Raw genomic sequence first — 4,297 nt, 5'->3', positions numbered from 1 at the left:
GAAAGCAATTGCCATAAACGGCAGTCCAAGAAAAGTGTGTTTGTCAATCAAAAAGTTTAGCGTTTGGTCTCGAAAAGTTGTGCACTTGCCAACACAATTTTGTTCATTAGCAGATGGTACTCTGTTAAAAAGGAGATTGGACGACCATCTGCTAATGAACAAAATTGTGTTGGCAAGTGCACAACTTTTCGAGACCAAACGCTAAACTTTTTGATTGACAAACACACTTTTCTTGGACTGCCGTTTATGGCAATTGCTTTCATATTCTATCTCCTTTACTTTTCGCAAATATTTATTGACTTTTCATCCAAATAATCACTATTTACCCATTTGATAAAATTATAGCACAAAAAAAGAAAAAGCCCAGTAATACTGGACTTTTAACACTTTTACTTTTCTACTCTTGACATCAATACCACCGTCTCAACATGTTTTGAGATGAGTTTATAGCTGTCAAATTCATTGTTTCAAACCCCATTTTTATTAAGGCTCGCTCTTGGAAACATATCCAAGATTGACTGTCGTATGCGGGAACAAATCAACCGCTAATAAATACCGGAGTAAGATTTTAAATCACTATCCAATCTTTTAACTCTTTCTAAAAACCTAGATAATGCTCCTTTATCAAAGCATTCATATAAAGGAGCATATCAATTCGATTATCATCTCTGCACTACTTAAACATCTATTACTCATAAACACCATAGGCTTTATTTATATTTTGAATAAAAATAATCCCATTTCCTGGCTTATCAATTTCGAGTTTTTCTCGTATTGACGTTACAATGGCCTCAGTAATATCCTCTTTTGATAGGATAATAACTATTTCTTTTTCAGGTTCTATATCCATATTAAATAGTTTACTCGTTTCATTTACCCCCGAGCCTCTTGCATTAATTATTGTGCCGCTCTTTGAGCCAGCAGCTTTTGCTGCTTCAATTACTTCCTCAGCTTTACCTCTATTAACAATGGTAATAATATTTTGATACATTAGCTTATTAACACCTCTTCCTTCTTCATTTTCTTCAGACTTATAACACCTAGATCCTATAATTTCACATGCACTTGTGGTAAAGACAATACCATGATTTGGTTTTTCAAACTGAAATTCTTTATTTAGTTCAACTAAAGCATGGTCTGCAGTATGGTTATCTGTTCCCAATAAAACTATTTCCTTTCTTTCATCGTATAAAGATAAGAAATTTAACAGAGAATTATTTACAGTTCCCTTTCCTAAGAAAATGGTCCCACCAGAAATACCGTATTCTTTTGCTTTGTGTAATATCCTACTACCCATTCCGTAGTTAACAACTACATATACTAATTCAAAAATCGGCATACTGTTATAATTAGTCATCCCTCTTTTCAACTCCTTTTGTTTTTGATTTTATAGCAAACACCAAGCCCAAAACTTCTAAGGTGATAATTGGTGTCATGGCAACCATCGCAATCATTCCAAAGCCATCAACCATTAGATCTGCACCTTCAAAAGCATGCGCTGCCCCTTGTATAAATGCCAAAATAAAAGTTGCAGTCATAGGACCAGTAGCCACCCCACCAGCATCAAATGCAATTCCTACAAAGAGCTTTGGTATAAAAAACATCATTGACAGACATATGATGTACCCTGGTAGCAAGTAATGCCATAACTGTATCGCAGGCACTAATACACGTATAACCGATAAAGCAACGGCAAAACCAACTCCAATTGCCAGCGGAATTAGAACTGCTTTTCTCTTTACGTAACCGCTTGTTACATCTTCAATCTGGTGAGTCAAAACATAAACAGCTGGTTCTGCTAAAATGGTTACAACTCCAAGAACAAATCCAATGATTATGATATAAGCTTTATTATCCAATAAAGCCAAATTATTACCAATGCTTGTTCCAACATCCATAAAACCTGCATTTACGCCTATAAGGAATACAAGCAAACCTGTAAATGCAAATGCAAATCCCGTAAGTAGTTTTCGAAGTTCTTTTTTCTTTAGTTTAAAAGATATTTTCTGCAAAACCAATAATATTACTAGTAATGGTAAGATTGCCATAAAACTTTCTATTAAGTAATCAGGGATTATATCTATAAATGGTCTAATGATTGAATTTGAATCAGAAATCCCTGAGTCAAGCCCAGCAGAAAACTCGTTTGTTTTTGAAAATATATCTAAAAGCAATACGGACAAAACAGTTCGGTGCCTGCCACAAATTTATATGAAAAAACCATCATTATCTTGTTTGTTTCTTATGTGAGCAATCATTTCAAGATAACGCAGGTCATGCCGCACAAACTCATATTTGCTTAGTACTCCGGCTACACTGACAATATCATACCAGCACGATGGCGCTTTCAATTTACGAAAGTCCGTCCCCATGTAGAACATATACGGATGCTGACCAAGGCTGTTTTCCCAAAGGCTTAGCAGCACTTTGACGGAGGAAACTGCAACCTGGGAATCCCTATACTCCGGTATATATGATAATAAATTGGCCATTATCAGTGTCGCGTATGGACAGCAATCGTCCTTTCTCCCAGGACCACGGAATTTGCCAAGCTCAGGAGACACGGCGCAAGGGAATCCGTTATCACAATATAAAGATACCAGATGGTCAACTCCTTGCTTGATGAATTCATGGTATTCCACACCTGCCTTTAAAAGAGCAAGCAGAAGTAGCGGAGCATCGCACAGACACCAACTGAATACATCCACACCCGCTCCGCCAAAATGCTTTGGTACATTGGTCATAGACTGATAAATACCGTGATTATCCTTATGCTTAAGAATTTCATCAATGGCATCATTGATTTCGGGAACTTCTGCTCCGAAGCCGAGGTCCAGCAGAAACAGCAGCTTGTGTATCGGTAAATCGGGATTTTTATGATTTGTTACTAGAGTACCGTGAAAGACTGAAACATCCGCAAGGAACTTTTGGATACGGCTATCCGCTAGTGTTGCATTTCTTAGTTCAGCAAGAGTTTCCTTTGGCTCATGGAGCAAGTGAAGATTGATCGCATATTTCAACCAGTCATCACTGCGGCTTAGTAGCTTTTTATATTCCATTTTTGCGATCATCCTCCTTTTCGTTAAGCTCAATTTATCTCATGGCCATCCCTTTATCAATGGCTTCCTGAATAATTTTATGGCAGCAAACGCCCAGCGGATTGTTTTCTTTACAATTAGAATTTTTCATAGCCCCGGTAATGGCATTCACTTCTTTAACCGTTTTCGCTCCGTTCTTAACCACTGCTTCAATTACCTGTTCTTCCGTGACTTTGCTGCAATAGCATACGTACTTGGGGTTTGCATCCTTTTTAAACCAAATAGGGACCCTAACTTGATCTTTCACAAATTTAACGCCTTTGTCCGTATCGTAATAGATCACATCACAGCTATCGTTCATGCAAATCCTGTAACGATCTCCTGCTACAGACTCGCGGTATTCGTCAGTGACCAAATGCTCAACAGTTATCTTGCCAACCGAAATCCCCTCATTATTGCAGGCAGGGCAATTGTTTATTTTCGTTAGATCTGCTAATTGAGTATTGCATCCGCAACAGCATTCATTATTTAAATTCATATCCGAATCCTCCGTTTACACATTATTTTAAGTCACGATTGATTTGCGTAACCATTCTGGCCACATAACCTCGGATTTTTCAAAAACATCTAAATCGACCACTGCAAGTCCATGTTATCTAAATCGACCACACGCAAACCCATGTTATCTAAATCGCTCTGTCACGTTCAAAATCATGCCTTTGGACTTGTTTCCACAAACAGATATTTTCACGATTTTCACACATCAGATTTTTACTCTGAAATCCCGGAAAGCTTTTATTTCAAGGCTTTTCTACACTCTTACTTATCTACCCTTGACATCAATACTACCGTCTCAACGTGGGCCGAGAGGATAGTAAGTACGTCTTAAGCCATCGGTCGTTCTTGGGAATAAATCGACATTATTTTTGTACTCAAACAAAATGTCTATGTTACCGATCCAGTGTAAAGCACTGATTTATAATGTTTTATGTATTATCGATCCTAACTTTAATCCATTCTTTAGAAAATTCCATTAGTTTTTCATAAGATTCGGATAATAATTTTATTATCTTTTCCATTTTCAAATAAAAGAATATCATTTTTTCTTCTATTTCATCTTTATAACCATTCCTTTCGCTTCGCTCAAGGCACAAAACGTCGTGAAACATCTTGCCTTTAAGCATCATTCTAATTATTCTATAGCCATAGGGATAACTGTGAACTACAAATCACGTGGAGGTGAGTAGGCCACTCTATCT

5 protein-coding genes are annotated in these 4,297 nt (G+C 37.1%); all 5 read right to left on the bottom strand.

Translation table 11 applies throughout. The features are described 5' to 3' along the window. Positions 1-56 precede the first annotated feature (56 nt). Positions 57-263 (bottom strand): hypothetical protein, encoded by a 207-nt coding sequence (locus tag QZ998_RS08440; protein WP_296559670.1) that lies wholly within the window; start codon positions 261-263, stop codon positions 57-59. A 425-nt stretch (positions 264-688) separates the two neighbouring features. Then, positions 689-1,357, bottom strand: coding sequence for a P-II family nitrogen regulator (locus tag QZ998_RS08435; protein WP_296559668.1), 669 nt, complete (start codon positions 1,355-1,357; stop codon positions 689-691). After that, on the bottom strand, positions 1,350-2,174 hold the full coding sequence (locus QZ998_RS08430; RefSeq protein ID WP_296559666.1) for a DUF1538 domain-containing protein: 825 nt from the start codon (positions 2,172-2,174) through the stop codon (positions 1,350-1,352). Before QZ998_RS08430 ends, QZ998_RS08435 begins: the two co-directional genes overlap by 8 nt. A gap of 33 nt (positions 2,175-2,207) precedes the next feature. Then, positions 2,208-3,059, bottom strand: coding sequence for a hypothetical protein (locus QZ998_RS08425; protein WP_296559665.1), 852 nt, complete (start codon positions 3,057-3,059; stop codon positions 2,208-2,210). 34 nt (positions 3,060-3,093) lie between these two features. Beyond that, a complete protein-coding gene (locus QZ998_RS08420) occupies positions 3,094-3,576 on the bottom strand; it encodes a Csac_0668 family 2Fe-2S cluster-binding (seleno)protein (RefSeq protein WP_186893473.1) in 483 nt (160 codons plus the stop codon). Positions 3,577-4,297: the final 721 nt, after the last annotated feature.

This window comes from uncultured Acetobacterium sp., from assembly GCF_927416815.1.
Classification (GTDB): domain Bacteria; phylum Bacillota; class Clostridia; order Eubacteriales; family Eubacteriaceae; genus Acetobacterium.
The sequence above is the reverse complement of the archived record's forward strand: the minus strand, read 5'-3'. Positions and strand labels throughout refer to the sequence as shown.